16 protein-coding genes are annotated in these 14,199 nt (G+C 63.0%); 7 read left to right on the forward strand and 9 right to left on the reverse strand.

Annotated features, from left to right (window positions below):
• Positions 1-482 precede the first annotated feature (482 nt).
• Positions 483-1,235: a tRNA pseudouridine(38-40) synthase TruA gene (gene truA / locus GRI58_RS09955; protein WP_160753449.1), complete on the reverse strand. Its 753-nt coding sequence runs from the start codon at positions 1,233-1,235 to the stop codon at positions 483-485.
• A 10-nt stretch (positions 1,236-1,245) separates the two neighbouring features.
• Positions 1,246-2,151 (reverse strand): methionyl-tRNA formyltransferase, encoded by a 906-nt coding sequence (fmt, locus tag GRI58_RS09960; RefSeq protein WP_160753450.1) that lies wholly within the window; start codon positions 2,149-2,151, stop codon positions 1,246-1,248.
• A gap of 52 nt (positions 2,152-2,203) precedes the next feature.
• Between fmt and recR the strand changes: the two genes are divergently transcribed.
• The 4 genes from recR (at position 2,204) to GRI58_RS09980 (ending at position 5,619) form a co-directional block, all read left to right on the forward strand.
• Positions 2,204-2,800, forward strand: coding sequence for a recombination mediator RecR (gene recR, locus GRI58_RS09965; protein WP_160753451.1), 597 nt, complete (start codon positions 2,204-2,206; stop codon positions 2,798-2,800).
• Between the two features lie 47 nt (positions 2,801-2,847).
• On the forward strand, positions 2,848-3,414 hold the full coding sequence (gene def, locus GRI58_RS09970; protein WP_160753452.1) for a peptide deformylase: 567 nt from the start codon (positions 2,848-2,850) through the stop codon (positions 3,412-3,414).
• Between the two features lie 71 nt (positions 3,415-3,485).
• Positions 3,486-4,886: a DNA recombination protein RmuC gene (locus tag GRI58_RS09975; protein WP_160753583.1), complete on the forward strand. Its 1,401-nt coding sequence runs from the start codon at positions 3,486-3,488 to the stop codon at positions 4,884-4,886.
• A gap of 16 nt (positions 4,887-4,902) precedes the next feature.
• The gene (locus GRI58_RS09980) at positions 4,903-5,619 is read left to right on the forward strand and encodes an SH3 domain-containing protein (protein WP_160753453.1); all 717 of its coding nucleotides are present in this window, start codon (positions 4,903-4,905) and stop codon (positions 5,617-5,619) included.
• A gap of 12 nt (positions 5,620-5,631) precedes the next feature.
• Here GRI58_RS09980 and GRI58_RS09985 read toward each other — a convergent pair whose 3' ends face one another.
• The 7 genes from GRI58_RS09985 to GRI58_RS10015 all read right to left on the reverse strand — a co-directional run bounded on the left by GRI58_RS09985 (position 5,632) and on the right by GRI58_RS10015 (position 11,004).
• On the reverse strand, positions 5,632-6,438 hold the full coding sequence (locus GRI58_RS09985; RefSeq protein ID WP_160753454.1) for a TrmH family RNA methyltransferase: 807 nt from the start codon (positions 6,436-6,438) through the stop codon (positions 5,632-5,634).
• A 27-nt stretch (positions 6,439-6,465) separates the two neighbouring features.
• The gene (locus tag GRI58_RS09990) at positions 6,466-6,744 is read right to left on the reverse strand and encodes an HPr family phosphocarrier protein (RefSeq protein WP_160753455.1); all 279 of its coding nucleotides are present in this window, start codon (positions 6,742-6,744) and stop codon (positions 6,466-6,468) included.
• Positions 6,741-7,169, reverse strand: coding sequence for a PTS sugar transporter subunit IIA (locus GRI58_RS09995; protein WP_160753456.1), 429 nt, complete (start codon positions 7,167-7,169; stop codon positions 6,741-6,743). Before GRI58_RS09995 ends, GRI58_RS09990 begins: the two co-directional genes overlap by 4 nt.
• Before the next feature lie 75 nt (positions 7,170-7,244).
• Positions 7,245-8,165 carry an RNase adapter RapZ gene (gene rapZ, locus GRI58_RS10000; protein WP_160753457.1) on the reverse strand — a complete coding sequence of 307 codons (921 nt, stop codon included), beginning with the start codon at positions 8,163-8,165 and terminating at the stop codon, positions 7,245-7,247.
• Between the two features lie 55 nt (positions 8,166-8,220).
• Positions 8,221-8,667, reverse strand: coding sequence for an HPr kinase/phosphorylase (locus GRI58_RS10005; RefSeq protein WP_160753458.1), 447 nt, complete (start codon positions 8,665-8,667; stop codon positions 8,221-8,223).
• Positions 8,664-10,241: a stimulus-sensing domain-containing protein gene (locus GRI58_RS10010; protein ID WP_202386923.1), complete on the reverse strand. Its 1,578-nt coding sequence runs from the start codon at positions 10,239-10,241 to the stop codon at positions 8,664-8,666. Before GRI58_RS10010 ends, GRI58_RS10005 begins: the two co-directional genes overlap by 4 nt.
• Positions 10,234-11,004, reverse strand: coding sequence for a response regulator transcription factor (locus tag GRI58_RS10015; RefSeq protein ID WP_160753460.1), 771 nt, complete (start codon positions 11,002-11,004; stop codon positions 10,234-10,236). Before GRI58_RS10015 ends, GRI58_RS10010 begins: the two co-directional genes overlap by 8 nt.
• A 232-nt stretch (positions 11,005-11,236) precedes the next feature.
• Between GRI58_RS10015 and GRI58_RS10020 the strand changes: the two genes are divergently transcribed.
• The 3 genes from GRI58_RS10020 to GRI58_RS10030 all read left to right on the forward strand — a co-directional run bounded on the left by GRI58_RS10020 (position 11,237) and on the right by GRI58_RS10030 (position 14,197).
• Positions 11,237-12,841 (forward strand): phosphoenolpyruvate carboxykinase, encoded by a 1,605-nt coding sequence (locus GRI58_RS10020; RefSeq protein ID WP_160753461.1) that lies wholly within the window; start codon positions 11,237-11,239, stop codon positions 12,839-12,841.
• A gap of 121 nt (positions 12,842-12,962) precedes the next feature.
• Positions 12,963-13,283: a hypothetical protein gene (locus tag GRI58_RS10025; protein WP_160753462.1), complete on the forward strand. Its 321-nt coding sequence runs from the start codon at positions 12,963-12,965 to the stop codon at positions 13,281-13,283.
• Positions 13,284-13,339: 56 nt separating this feature from the next.
• Entirely contained in the window at positions 13,340-14,197 is an 858-nt protein-coding gene (locus GRI58_RS10030) for a glutaminyl-peptide cyclotransferase (protein ID WP_237452229.1), read from the forward strand.
• Positions 14,198-14,199: the final 2 nt, after the last annotated feature.

Below are 14,199 nucleotides of genomic sequence, written 5' to 3' on the forward strand. Positions count from 1 at the left end.
TGCTCGAGTGTCCCGCAAAATATAGGCTATTGCACCTCTGATGAGCTTCTACCCGACACGATTCCTAATATTCACGGTGATCGGTCTACCGATTGGGTTTGTCCTAACCGCACTCGCTTTTGCGGTCTCAGAGCAACCAATTGTGGCTGATCACATCTTTCCATGGGCGCTTGGCATTGCCTTAATAGTTGGCATTTTTGGGGCGCTTTGGAAGCGAGCGAGCTAGGGGCCGCTTCCCCCGACATTCCGGTCATTCGCGGCAGCGACGAATAGGCTCAAAACCTGACACTGCCGTGAAAGGAAAGCTGGACCCCGGATCAGGTCCGGGGTGACGGCGGGCGGCGAGCGCGCGTGTCGTTGTTCCTCCCGAACTCTCTCCGCTAGCCGGAGTTGAGAGGGGGCGGTGATGGCGCAAGCCGGAGCTGGCGCTCCGATCCCCTCTCCCAACACTCTCCCGCAAGGGGGAGAGGGCTTTCTGCCGCTTAGGTCGCGTCCTCGGGATAAACTGCCGCGACGAAATACAGCCCGTCGGGCGGGGCGTTGAGGCCCAGCGCCTGGCGATCCCTTGCTTCCAGCGCCTGTGCCACCTGTTCCTCGCACCAGCGGCCCATACCGACCAGCGCGAGGCAGCCGACCATCGAGCGCACCTGATGGTGGAGAAAGCTGCGCGCGGCTGCGTGGATATGGATCTCTTCGCCCACACGCTCGACATCGAGCAGGTCGAGCGTCTTTTCCGGACTTGCCGCCTGACACTGGACCGAGCGGAAGGTGGTGAAATCGTGCTGCCCGACCAGCGCCTGCGCCGCGCGGTGCATCGCTGCGTGGTCAAGCTCCTGCGGCACTTGCCATGCGCGGTTGCGCTCCAGCGTCAGCGGAGCGCGGCGGTTGGCGATGCGGTATAGATAGCGCCGCCCGATGCAGGAAAAACGCGCGTGCCACTCGTCCGAAACCACCTCGCACGCGGTCACCGCAATCGGATCGGGGCGCAGATGGGCGTTGAGCGCCTCCATCAGCCGGAAGGCGTCGATATCCTTGGCCACGTCCATATGGCTGCGCATGGCCAGCGCGTGGACGCCGGTGTCGGTACGGCCCGCGCTGTAGAGCGTGATCTCCTCGCCCGTGACGCGCTTCGCCGCGTCTTCCACCGCCTGCTGCACGCTCGGCCCATGCGGCTGGCGTTGCAGCCCCATGAAGGGCGTGCCGTCGAATTCCACGGTGAGCGCGAAGCGGGTCAAGCCAGCCCACTCATGACAATATGGTTCCGGCAGGGATCGGCTTGCCGCGCAGCAGGGCGGCGGTCTCCATCGCTGGTTTGCCCGCGCGCTGGATGGTGATGGGGCGGATCGCGTCGCTGTCGCAAGCGATGGTGAGCTGGTCGTCCAGCACTGTTCCGGGCGCGCCGCCGCCCTCGGCGCATTCCGCGCTCAAAATGCGATAGCGTTCGCCCTCGAACTCGAACCACGCGCCGGGCGCGGGAGCGAAGGCGCGCACTTGCCGCTCGACCTGCTCGGCTTCCTGCGACCAGTCGATGCGGCTTTCGGCCTTGTCGATCTTGCTGGCATAGGTCGCCTCATCATCGTCCTGCGCGACGGCGTGGAGCGTTTGCAGCTCGGTCAGCGTGCCGACCATCAATTGCGCGCCGACATCGGCCAGCTCGGCGGTTAGCTCGCCAGCGTTCTTGCGCTCTATCTGTACGCGCGCGGTCGCCAGCATCGGCCCTGTGTCCAGCCCGCTCTCCATCTGCATCAGAGTGATCCCGGTGAGTGTATCGCCCGCCAGTATCGCCCGCTGGACCGGCGCCGCCCCGCGCCAGCGCGGCAGCAGGCTCGCATGGACGTTGAGGCAGCCGAACCTCGGTGCGTCGAGGATCGGCTGCGGCAGGATCAACCCGTAAGCCGCGACGACCGCCAGATCCGCCTCGAGCGCGGCGAAGCGCGCCTGTTCCTCCGGCGATTTGAGGCTGGTGGGGCTGCGCACCTCCAGATGGCGGACTTCCGCCTCCCGCTGAACGGGGGAGGGTTGCAGCTTCTTGCCGCGGCCCGCCGGGCGCGGCGGCTGAGTGTAGACGCAGAGGATCTCATGCGCGGCATCATGCAGCGCGGCCAGCGTCGGCACCGCGAAATCGGGCGTACCCATGAAGATGATGCGCATGATTGTGCTCTTGGACTTTCTCTTGTTGGTCAGCGGCCCTATCTGTCGGCACATGGCATCGCAAGAGATCGAGACATTGGCATCGGCCCTCGCGCGCCTGCCCGGCCTGGGACCGCGGTCTGCACGGCGGGCAGTGTTGTGGCTGGTCAAGCGCCGCGAGCAGGCGCTGCCGCAACTGCTGGATGCGCTGGAGGCGGTACGAGACACGCTGGTCGAATGCGAGATTTGCGGCAATGTCGATACGCGCAACCCTTGCGCCATCTGCGCCGATCCGCGCCGCGATGCCAAGGCGATCTGTGTGGTCGAGGAGGTCGCCGATTTGTGGGCGCTCGATCGCTCGCGCCTGTTTACCGGCACCTATCACGTACTGGGCGGGCGGCTGTCGGCACTGGACGGCGTGCGGCCCGAGGATCTCAACATCGCCGCCCTGCTGGCGCGGGTGGAGCAGGGCGGGGTGGACGAGGTGGTCCTTGCCATGAACGCCACCCTCGAAGGGCAAACCACGGCGCATTATATTGCCGAGCGACTGGAGGATTTTCCCTTGCGAATCACGCAATTGGCGCATGGACTTCCCGTGGGTGGTGAGCTCGACTATCTTGACGAGGGCACGCTGGCACAGGCGTTAAGAGCGCGGCGCCCGCTAGGCTAGGCAAGCGCCATCTTGCCGTTTTGCGCGGCAAGCACTAAATCGCCTCCATGGCTATTCGTGAAATCCTGGAAGTGCCGGACCCCCGGCTCAAAGTCGTGTCCGAACCCGTGACTGCGTTCGATGACGAACTGAAGACGCTCGTCTCCGACATGTTCGAGACGATGTACGACGCACCCGGCATCGGCCTCGCCGCGATCCAGGTCGGCGTGCCCAAGCGCGTGCTGGTGATCGACCTCCAGCCCGAAGATACCGAAGCCGAGGGTGAGGTCTGCAACCACAACGGCCACGAACACATGCATTATCCGGTGAAGAAGGAACCGCGGCTGTTCATCAACCCGGTCATCCTCGACCCGGCAGAGGAGCTGGCGACCTATCAGGAAGGCTGCCTCTCGGTGCCCGATATCTACGCCGATGTGGATCGCCCGGCGACGTGCCGCGTGCGCTATCAGGACCTGGAAGGCGAAACCCATGAAGAGGATATGGAGGGGCTGATGGCCACCTGTATCCAGCACGAGATGGACCATCTCGAAGGGATCTTGTTCATCGACCACCTCAGCCGTTTGAAGCGCAACATGGCGCTCAAGAAGCTGAAGAAACTGCGCGAAGCGGCCTGATCCGTCGATAAGCTGTCTATCGGCTTCGGTTGCCTCTGGCGTTCCCTCTCCGTTCCGGCTAGCGTCTGGTGATGGACCCGACGCTGCTTACCCTTATCGCCCTTGTTCTTGGCCTCGCATTCGGTGCGCTTGCGGGGTGGTTTGTAGGCTCGCGTCCCGTGGCTGCATGGAAAGCCCGCTTAGAAGAGCGTGAAAGCGAGGCGAAGGGGGCGAGCGAGAAGCTTGCCCGGATGGTGCCGGAACTCGCCACCATGAGCGAGCGCGCCGCGCGGGCCGATGGGCTGGCGGCCCAGCTTGACGCCTTGCGCGAGGAGAACTCCGCGTTCCGTGCCGAGCGCGCCGGGTTTGCCGAACAGAAGCGCCTGCTCGAAGAAAGCCGCGCCAATCTGCTCAAAGAATTCGAGAACACTGGGTCCAAGGTTCTTGGAATGGCACAGGAAAAATTCCTCGAACGCGCCGCCGAAAGGCTCGGCGTCTCCGAAAAGGCGAGCGAGGAGAAATTGAAGGCGCTGCTAGAACCGGTCGGGGCGCGGCTCAAGGCTTACGAACAGCAGGTCGAAACGCTGGAGGCCAAGCGCGTGGACGCGTTCGGCCAGTTAACCGGGCTGATCGAGGCGATGAAGGCAGGTCAGGACGAGGTCCGGCGCGAGGCGCAGCGGCTCGGCAATTCGCTGACCAACGCACCCAAGGCACGCGGGCGCTGGGGCGAGCGGGGGTTGCAGAACGTGCTCGAACAATGCGGCCTGTCCGAACACACCGATTTCGAGCTCGAACATTCGCTCCAGACCGAGGATGGACGGCTCAGACCCGATGCCATCGTCAAGGTTCCGGGCCAGAAGAAGCTGGTGATCGACGCCAAGGTTTCGCTCAACGCCTACCAAGCCGCGTTCGAGGCGGATAATGACGAGGAACGCATCCGTCACCTCGACCAGCACGCGCGTTCGATGCGCGGTCACGTCCAGACGCTTGGCTCCAAAAGTTATCAGAGCCAGTTCGATGACGCGCCCGATTACGTTGTGATGTTCGTGCCGGGCGAACATTTCGTCGCCGCGGCGCTCGAACACGATCCCGAATTATGGGATTATGCATTCCAGAACAAGGTCTTGCTGGCCACACCGACCAATCTGGTGGCGATCGCGCGGACCGTGGCGCAGGTGTGGCGGCAGGACACCATCGCACGCGAGGCGATCGAGATCGGCAAGGCGGGGTCAGAGCTCTACGATCGCCTGCGTGTGGCATCCGAACATTTAAAGCGGGTAGGCGGCGGGCTTGAAACGGCGGTGAATAACTACAATAAGTTCGTCGGCAGTTTCGAACGCAATGTCCTGTCCTCCGGGCGACGGCTGGCGGAAAAGGGTATCGAGATCGGCAAACGCGAGATAGAGGACGTTCCACTGGTCGAATCCTCGCCTCGCTATACCGCCGAGCCGGAACCTGCGAAGTTGCCTGAGGTTGAGGGCGAGAATGGATGACCAAGGGGGAATTTTGATGCGTGCCACTGTCCGATCTCTGGTTGCCCTTAGCGCGGTTCTGGCGCTGGCAGCTTGCGGATCGTCCCCGAAAGGCAAAGGCCCGGACGGCGCAGCGGCCACCGCCACCGGCCTGTTCCCCGAACAGCCCACGCCAAAGCCGCTGGGCCGATTCTCGCCGCGCAACGAATGTATTTCACTGCCCAACGCCAAAGCGTTTTTCCTTGCTTTCGAAAAGGCCGTGCAGAAGCGCGATGCGGATGCCTTGATTAACCTGACAGACCCGAATGTGAAACTCGATTTCGGCGGCGGCAAAGGCATCGGCACTTTCCGCGAGCGGCTGGCTGACAAAAATGGCGCGCTGTGGAACGCGTTCGACAAGCTGACGATTCTTGGCTGCGCCCACGCCCAAAACGGTGACATGGTGATGCCATGGTTCGCGGCGCAACCGATGGACGACATCGATACCAATACCGCGATGATCGTGGTTGACGCCGATGTCCCGCTGCTTCAGGCGCCGTCACCGACCGCGCCCAAACTGGCGAGCGTAAGCTGGGATGCGGTGACGCTGCTCGATGGCTTCGATCCGGACGCCGAATATCTCAAGGTCAAGACCGCATCGGGCAAGGAAGGCTATATCACAGCGGACAAGCTGCGCTCGCCTTTTGCCTACCGTTTGCGGATTGCCCCTTTCGGCGACAGCTGGCGGATCGTCAGCTTCGTAAAGGGCGACTGACGCCCGGCCGCGTCAGATTTCGAGGCTGGCGAGCACTTCGTAACCCAGCACTGCCGCGGCAACGGCGGCGTTGAGGCTGTCGGCGCGCCCGCGCATTGGCATGGTCACCCGCAGATCGCAGGCGTTCTCATATTCCTCGGGCAGGCCGCGCGATTCATTGCCGACCATCACGAAGCATGGCGCCTGATAGGGCGCGCCGCGATAGGGCTGGGCATCGCGCAGGCTCGCGGCGACGAGCTGGCCATCGCCCTTGCGCAGCCAGTTATGAAATTCCTCCCAGCGCGCCTGCACCAGCCGCTGGGTGAAGATCGCCCCCATGCTGGCGCGCACCGTTTCCACGCTGAAGGGATCGGCGCAGTCGTCGATCAGGATCAGCCCGCCCGCGCCAAGCGCATCGCCGGTGCGCAGCATCGTGCCGATATTGCCCGGATCGCGCAGTGCCTGAGCCACCAGCCAGATAGGCGCCGCATCGCGCTCGATGGTCTCCAGTGAGGTGTCGATTTCCGAGAAAACGCCAGCCACCGCCTGCGGATTGGACTTGCCGGTGATCTTGGCGAGGATGTCGGGCGTCGTTTCGACGATGGTGCCGCCTGCGTGATCGACCGCCTGCTCCAGCGCTTCCAGCAAAGGATGCGGATCGCGCGCGTCGGACAGCACCAAGGTTTCGGGAATATGTCCGGCGTCGAGCGCATCGGTCAGCAGCCGCAATCCTTCGGCGAGGAAACGGCGCTCGCGGCGGCGGTGCTTCTTGTCGCGCAAGGCCCGAATGGCCTTGACGGTGGGATTGGAAAAGCCGGTGATTTGGCGGCGGGAGGTCATGGATCTGTGCGGGCGTGGCGGCAGCGATCAGGTCTCGCCGAAACCGTCCGCGACCATGGCGCACAGGTTTTCGAACACTTCGCATCCGTCTTCGCCCTGAACGATGACCTCGATCGAATCGCCCTTGGCCGCGCCAAGCATCATCAGGCCAAGGATCGATCCGCCGGCGGCTTCGACCCCATCCTTGGCGACCTTGACGGTGATCGAATCCGGCAATTCGCTCACCGCGTTGACGAACTTCGCGCTGGCCCGGGCATGCAGGCCGCGCTGGTTGACGACGGTGATCGTGCGGCGCTGCTCGCTCAAGAGCCGGTTTTCCGTGAAGCGGTGCCGTCCTGGCCGAGGAACTCCGAAGCGACGGTGATGTAATTGCGCCCGGCTTGCTGGGCGGCCTGAACGGCATCCACCACGTTCATCGCCTTGCGCGCACCGGCGAGGCGGATCAGCATCGGAAGGTTGATTCCCGCGATCACTTCGACGCGCCCGGTGTCGAGCAGCGAAATGGCGAGGTTGGACGGTGTGCCACCGAACAGGTCGGTCAGGATGATCGCGCCATCGCCGCTATCGACCTCGCGAATCGATTCGGCGATCTCGCGGCGACGCTGTTCCATGTCGTCGTTCGGGCCGATGCAGATGGTGGCGATTGCCTCCTGCTTGCCGACAACATGCTCCATCGCATCGATGAAATGCTCCGCCAGCTTCCCATGGGTAACAAGGATCATGCCAATCATGCAGGGTGCAGTCCGGTAATTGTGCGGGTCATTGCGTGGAGGGGTGCGGGGACTAGGCGCTGGTCCATGGTCAAGTCAACTGCGCTTCGCCGAAACACCCTCGGTCGCGTCGGTGACGGGCGCATCGAGGTTGCGATGGATAAGGCTTGGCTCATAACCTGCGTCGTGCAAGGCGGCGGCCATGCGTTCGGCGGTAAAGACCGAGCGGTGGCGTCCGCCGGTGCAGCCGAAAGCGATGGTGAGATAGGCGCGTCCCTGATCGGCGTAGCGCGGTACCAGATCCAGCACGAGCTCGCGAATGCGGTTGAAACTGGACGAAAACCCGGGATCCTGCTCGATGAAGTCCCCCACTGGCGCGTCGCGACCCGTCTGTTCGCGGAGGTCAGCTTGCCAATGCGGATTGGCAAGGAAGCGCATGTCGAACACGAGGTCGGCCAGCGGCGGCATACCGCGCGCGAAACCGAAACTGGTCACGGTTATGGCGAGGTCTTCCGGCGCGTCCTTGCCGAACATCTCGCGCATTGCGTGCTGGAGCTGGTTGGTCGAATATTCGGTCGTGTCGATGATCGTGGGCGCCCTGGCGCGCAGGGGCTTGAGCAATTCGCGTTCGGCCTTGATCCCTTCGCGCACCGGGCGGCCCGCGGCGAGCGGATGGCGACGGCGCGTCTCGTTATAGCGACGTTCGATCTCGCGGCTCGACGCGTCGAGGAACAGCAGGTCGATCCTGAGGCCACTGGAAGGAAGCGCGCGTTCGACCAGCTCGATAATTCGAGCCGGATCGAAGCCGCGGGTGCGCGCGTCGATGCCGATCGCCAGCCGCGTGTCGGGCGAGGCTTCCGTGCTGATCAGTGGACGAAGCAGGCGCAGCGGGAAATTGTCGATCGTTTCCCAGCCGAGATCCTCCAGCACTTCGAGCGCCGTGCTCTTGCCCGCACCGGACATCCCCGAAACGATCAGGATAACGGGGCCGCTAGCCGATTCGCTCGCCTGTTTCATAGCATTCCTCTGTGGCAGCACTGCCACGCGAGGGGAATGGGCGTCCGCAGCCCGATCACACCATTGTCCCGGCAAGGGGCAGTCCGTACTTCGCCAGCGCGGATTCGGCACGCAGCGGCAGGTAGGGATCATCCCCACGCAGCGACAGTTGCGGCAGCACAATCCCTTCAAGCATCCGGTTGCGCGGGACCGGGAGAACGGTGTAGTTCATTTTTTGCTCCAGCCACAGTGACAGGCTCAGCTGGGCTGCAGCGCAGGGCATGTCGAAAATCCCGACGCCGCGCACATGCAGGCTGCCGGTGATGTTCGGCGGGGGCAAGGCCCACAGTGCATCGCCGCGCCGCTCCAGCGCGATCCCGTCGTCGCCGACCAGCACCGCACCGCGGTCGATCAGGGCAAGGGCCAGTGACGATTTCCCACTGCCGACTTCCCCCTCGATCAGCAGTCCGTAGCCGCCGATCGCAACGCAGCTGGCGTTGGGGACCATTTCAAGATCGGTCATGTGCTTTTTCTCAACGTCGGCAATTCGAGTATCATGCAGGCTCCGGGATGGCCATCAGGTCGCGAGGTGGCGACCAGCGTGCCATCATGTGCTTCGGCAATCGAGCGCGCGATGGCGAGGCCGAGACCCGAATGGTTGCCGAAATCCTCGCCTTCAGGGCGCAGCGAGTGGAAGCGCTTGAACACGTCCTCGCGCAACTCTTCCGCAATGCCCGGCCCTTCGTCGAGCACGCTCAACGCGACCCTGCCGCCGCTGCGCGACAGGTCGAGTGTGATCGTGCCCCCCGGCGGCGAAAAGGAGACTGCGTTGTCGAGCAGATTTTCGATGACCCGTTCGAGACGCGCCGGCTCGCCGTTGACGAACATCGTTTCGTTGGCGGATTCGAATGCGAAGCGATGGCTTTCGGGCTCGGCGCGATGTTCGCGCGAGCCGACGATGTTGCGGGTCAGCGCGACCAGGTCGACCGGCTCGAAGGTCGCGCGCGAAAGTTCCGCGTCGATCCGGCTGGCGTCGGAAATCTCGGTTACCAGCCGATCGATCCGGCGCACGTCGTGGCGCGCGATATCAAGCAGTTGTGCGCGCAGCTCGGGATCGTCGACCGTGCCCAGCGATTCGGTGGCGCTGCGCAGCGAGGCGAGGGGGTTCTTGATCTCATGCGCGACATCGGCGGCAAAACTTTCCACCGCATCGATCCGGTGGCGCAGGGCGATGGTCATGTCGGACACCGCACGGGCGAGCAGGCCGATCTCGTCGCGGCGCTGGGGAAGGCGGGGAACCTGCACCTGACGGTCGCGCCCCTGTCGCACCCTCACTGCAGCCTGCACCAGTTCGCGCAGCGGCTGGACGATGGTGCGGGCAAGGAACAGCGAAAGCATGGTCGAGACGAGCAGCGAGACGAGCACCACTAGCGCGACGAGGCTGCGCGCGCGGCGCACGGCTTCGACGATGTCGATCGGGTTGCGGGTCAGCAGCAGGGTTTCGCCGTTGAGGCCAACCGGCGCGGCGGCGGTGATGATGTGGCTGCGGTCGGGCGCGTGCCGCAGCACGATCTGCGTCAGGCCTTCTTCGCGTGCGCGCACCAGTTCGGGCCATGCGGACACCTGATCGACTGCGGGTTCGTGATAGTCAGGCAGTTTGGGCGCGCCCACCAGCCAGTCGAACCAGCGGTCGAGCTCGCGGGCGAATTTCTGGGATTCGGGTTCGGTCTCGGGATCGATCAGGCTGAAGCTGGGCGGGGCGAGCTTGAAGCTGTCACCCATCAGCTTGCCGTTCGCATTATAGACCCTCAGCCGCAGCTTTTGCTCTTTGCCGAGCTGGATCAGCAGCGCATCCTGTCGGGCCGGGCTGGCGCCTGCGAGCGATTCGGCGATGATCTGCGCTTCAACCAGCGCCAGTTTGAACCGTTCGTCGAGCAACTGCTTGCGATAGAAATCGAGATAGATGACCCCGAAGCCGAGCAAGGCGATTGGCAGGATATTGACGAACAGGATCCGCCGGGTGAGCGAAAAGCGACGGGACCAGGTGGTTTTCCCCTGCTTCGGGTCGCCACGCAGGGCATTGGCCATCTCAGCCATCGTCGAAACTGTACCCTGCGCCATAGAGCGTGTTGATGGCCGAGAATTCCGGATCGGACGCGCGGAATTTTCGGCGCATCCGCTTGATGTGGCTGTCGACCGTGCGGTCATCGACAAAGACATCGTCAGGGTAGGCGGCGTCCATCAACTGGTTACGGCTCTTGATGACGCCGGGACGGCTGGCCAGCGCTTCCAGCAACAGGAATTCCGTCACTGTCAGGGAAACCGGCAGCCCGTCCCATGTCACCGCATGGCGCGCCGGGTCCATCACCAATCGTCCGCGGTCGAGCATCGCGCCGTCGCCGGATTGCGCCATCGGCTCGGCATGGCCGCCAGGCTGCGCCTCTCCGCGACGCAGGATCGCACGGATGCGTGCCAGCAGCAGGCGCAGCGAAAACGGCTTGGCGATGTAATCGTCGGCACCCATCTCTAGTCCCGCTTCCTCGTCCGATTCATCGTCCTTGCTGGTGAGGAAAATCACCGGCAGGGCCGAGGTCTGGCGCAAGCGCCGCAGCAATTCCATCCCGTCCATGCGCGGCATCTTGATGTCGAACACTGCAAGGTCCGGCGGATTCTCGGCCAGCGCCTTCAGAGCCGCTTCGCCATCGGTATACACACGCGTGGCAAAGCCTTCCGACTGCAACGCGATCGATACGGTGGTAAGGATGTTGCGATCGTCGTCTACCAACGCGATGACAGTGCTGTTGGCGGTGTCTGGTATTGCGTCGCCCGAGGCAGCGGATTGCGGATTGTTGCTCGTCATTATGCCAATGTTCCTAGCCCTTTGCCGATCGGCTTACAACGCGAAGGGTATATCCTCGGACGGATGTATCGTGTCGTAACGCACGAAGCACATTATGGCTCATCTCAGGACATTCTTCGCAGGCGCAAATTGACCTGTCGGGTTCGTGGGACTATGGGCGCGACAGGAACTCTGCATACGAATGCAGAGCCCTCTGGCTTCGTTTTTGCGCCCGCCATTCAGGAGAATTCGCTTGTCGCCCTCGCTTTCCTTTTCTCTTGCCGATCAAGGTATTGCCACCAAGGCCGAGATTCGTGCCAATCTTTCGGCCGAAGTTTTGAGTGAAGAAGCGCTGGCCAATGGCGAAGGACGCCGCGCCAAGGACGGTCCACTGGTGGTGGAGACAGGCAAGCACACCGGTCGCAGCGCGAAGGACAAGTTCATCGTCCGCGACGCCGAAACCGAAAACACCGTCTGGTGGGATAACAACGCTTCGATGAGCCCGCAGCATTTTGCTGCACTCAAGGAAGATTTCATGGCCGCGGTGGCGGACAAGAACCTGCTCTATGTAGCGGACCTGTTCGGAGGCTCGCAGCCCGAATATCGGGTGAAAGTCCGGGTCATCAACGAATTCGCCTGGCACAACCAGTTCATTCGCACCCTGCTGGTGCGTCCGACCGACGCCGAACTTGACGGTTTTGTGCCGGAATACACGATCATCGACCTGCCGACATTCCAGGCCGATCCGGAACGCCACGGCACCCGCAGCGAGACGGTGATCGCGGTCAATCTGTCGGAAAAGCTGATCCTGATCGGCGGCACGCGTTATGCCGGCGAAATGAAGAAGAGCGTTTTCGGCATCCTCAATTACCTGCTGCCGCCGCAAGGCGTTATGCCGATGCACTGTTCGGCGAACATCAGCCCGGATGGTAAGACGGCTGTGTTTTTCGGTCTGTCGGGCACCGGTAAGACGACGCTCAGCGCCGATGCCAGCCGGACACTGATCGGCGACGACGAGCATGGCTGGTCGGATACCGCCGTGTTCAATTTCGAAGGCGGCTGCTACGCCAAGATGATCCGCCTCTCGCCCGAGGCCGAGCCGGAGATCTACGCGACCACGAAAATGCGCAACACCGTGCTGGAAAACGTGGTGATGGATGCGGACGGCAATATCGACCTCGACGACGCGACACTCGCCGAGAATACGCGCGGCGCCTATCCGCTGTCGTCGATTCCCAATACCTCGGACGAGAACATGGGGCCGGTCCCCTCCAATGTCGTCATGCTAACCGCCGATGCCTTCGGCGTGTTGCCCCCGATCGCGCGGCTGACGCCCGACCAGGCAATGTATCATTTCCTCTCGGGCTATACCGCCAAGGTCGCGGGAACCGAGATCGGCGTGACCGAACCGCAGGCGACTTTCAGCACCTGCTTCGGCGCACCGTTCATGCCGCGCCACCCCAGCGTTTACGGCAATCTCCTCAAGGAGCGGATCGCCAAGGGCGGGGTGCAGTGCTGGCTGCTCAACACCGGCTGGACCGGCGGCAAATATGGCGTTGGCTCGCGGATGCCGATTAAGGCGACCCGCGCGCTGCTCAATGCCGCTCTCGAGGGCAAGCTGGATGACGTCGCCTTCCGCAAGGATCCCAATTTTGGGTTCGAGGTTCCCGTCAGCGTTCCCGCGCTGGCCGAAGCCGGGATCGACCAGACGATTCTCGACCCGCGCAGCACCTGGAGCGATCAGGACGAGTACGATGCGACCGCGCAAAAGCTGGTGCAATTGTTCGTCGACAATTTCGAACCCTTTGCTGCCCATGTCGATCAGGGCGTGCGCGACGCGGCTCCGCAGGCCGCCTGACGCAACGCGACCAATTATCGGTTGGAGAGGAGAGCCCTCGCCCGGAAAACCGGAGCGAGGGCTTTTACTTTCCGCTGCGCACAGGCATATCTGTGCCGGACAGGACCAAGGAGACCTCAATATGAGCTTGTTCGATAGGCTGCTGAACGCTGCGCACGACCATCCGACCCTGACCAATATGGCCGACAAGCTCGGCATCGATCCGAAGCAGGCCGAGCAGGCGATTGCCGCGCTGGGTGCTGCGCATCATGAGGATGGCGATACGGTCCAGCTCGCCGCCTCAAAGACCGGTCTTGACGCCGGGGTGCTTCAACAAGTCGTGGAGCAGATCGGCGGCGAGGGCTCGCTGACGAAGTTCATCCAGATCCTCGATTCCGATCATGACGGCAATCCGTTTGACGATATTGCAGGGTTCGCCAGCGGATTATTCGGCAAGAAGTGAACCGGCGCCACGCCGATTCATCTTCGGCTCAGCCAGTGTCGATGAAAGGGCGCAATATGCTCCGCACGTTTGCGCCCTTCGTCTTGTCGTTCGCGCTCGTCATGCCACTTTCGGGCGCGACCATGGCTGCCGGCACGGTGCCAGCGCCTCAGCCCGCCGCCGTACCGCAGCAACCGCCCGTGAAAGCGGAAGTGGCAAAGCCGCAGGTCATACGGGCGGAGATCGTTGCCACCTACCCCCATGATACGCGCGCATTCACTGAAGGGCTGCTGTGGCATGATGGTGCGCTTTACGAAAGCACCGGGCAAGTCGGCCAATCCAACATCCGCAAGGTCGATCTGACCACCGGCAAGGTGCTGGCCGAAAAGGCGATCCCGTCGGACGAATTCGGCGAAGGGCTGGCGCTGGTCGGCAGGGATCTGGTCAGCCTGACGTGGAAGGCGGGCATCATTCATCGCTGGAAGCTGAAGGACTTTTCGCCGATCCGCGATTACTCCGGTTACAAGCATGAGGGCTGGGGGCTGACGACACTGGAGGGCGATCTTGTCGCCTCCGACGGAACGGCAAACCTGCATGTGCTCGATCCGCAGACCTATGCCGTCAAAGGCAACATTGCGGTCACGTTGAATGGCCGGCCGCTGCCGATGCTCAATGAGCTGGAAGCGGTGGACGGGATGATCCTCGCGAATGTCTGGATGACGCCCTACATCGTCGCAATCGACCCGGCGGACGGTCATGTGCGTCAGGTTTACGACTTGCGCGACATCGTCAATCAGGTTCCCGTTGCCAATCCGGACGCGGTCCTCAACGGCATCGCCTGGGACGCGAAAGGCAAAAGATTGTTCGTGACAGGAAAATACTGGCCCTCGCTGTTCGAGATACGGCTCGTCCCGAGCGATGCCGTAGCGGGCTAAGG

Origin of the sequence: Qipengyuania algicida (assembly GCF_009828025.1) — a bacterium.
In the GTDB taxonomy this organism is placed as follows: domain Bacteria; phylum Pseudomonadota; class Alphaproteobacteria; order Sphingomonadales; family Sphingomonadaceae; genus Qipengyuania; species Qipengyuania algicida.